Annotated in this window: 1 protein-coding gene; it reads right to left on the bottom strand. The window is 77.8% G+C overall.

Annotation, left to right across the window (positions count from 1 at the left end):
- The coding region (locus SSBG_RS07755) for an ABC transporter ATP-binding protein (RefSeq protein WP_078491242.1) at positions 1-760 on the bottom strand (760 nt) is incomplete at its 3' end.
- Between the last annotated feature and the right edge of the window lie 165 nt (positions 761-925).

Below are 925 nucleotides of genomic sequence, written 5' to 3'. Positions count from 1 at the left end.
CGCCCCCGCCCGCCTCGCCGGGGACGGAGTCGCCGTACGCCGCGAGGTCGGCGGGCGTCGTACGGAGCACGAGGCGGCCCTTCTCCAGGAGCGTCACCTCCGTGCACGCCTGCGCGACGTCCTCCACCAGGTGCGTCGAGACGAGGACCGTCGTCTCGCGCCCGACCTCGCGCAGCAGCGCGCGGAAGTCCACGCGCTGCTCGGGGTCGAGACCCGCCGTCGGCTCGTCGAGGAGGAGCAGGGCGGGATCGTTGACGAGTGCCTGCGCGATCCCCGCGCGCCGCACCATGCCCCCCGACAGCTCCCGCAGGCGCGCGTCGCCGCGCGCGGTGAGCCCGGTGCGGGTCAGGGCCCGCTCGACGGCGCCGGGCACCTCCGGCGCGGGGACCTCCTTGAGCCAGGCGACGTAGGCGAGGAACTCGCGGACCGTGAAGCTCCGGTAGTAGCCGAACTCCTGCGGCAGGTATCCGAGCAGGCGCCGTGCCCCGGTGCGGCCCCGCGCGCTCGCGAGGTCGTGCCCGAGCAGCCGTACCCGTCCCGCGGCGGGCCGCGTGAGCGTCGCGAGGACGCGCACGAGCGAGGACTTGCCCGCGCCGTTGGGCCCGAGCAGCCCGTGCACGCCCGGGCCGAGCCGCAGAGCGAGCCCGTCGAGCGCGGTGCGGCGCCGGTAGCGGACGGTCAGGCCCTCGACCTCCAGGGTGGGGCGCGCCGGCGGGGGCGGCGGCGGAGGGGACGGGAGGAAGGGGGTGAGCGAGGACATGGGGCTCCTGGGCATCGGGGTGCGGCCGGGGGAGGACGGTTCAGGCGTGGTGGTAGCGCTCGCGGCGGGTGAGGACCGTGAGCGCGGCGAGCGCGGCGAGGACCAGCCACGCGGAGCGCGCGGCGGGGTCGCCCGTGCCGAGGGCGACCCGCGCGGGCAGCCCCG

The organism is Streptomyces sp. SPB074 (genome assembly GCF_000154905.1).
GTDB lineage: Bacteria > Actinomycetota > Actinomycetes > Streptomycetales > Streptomycetaceae > Streptomyces.
This window is presented reverse-complemented; position numbering and strand designations above follow the sequence as displayed.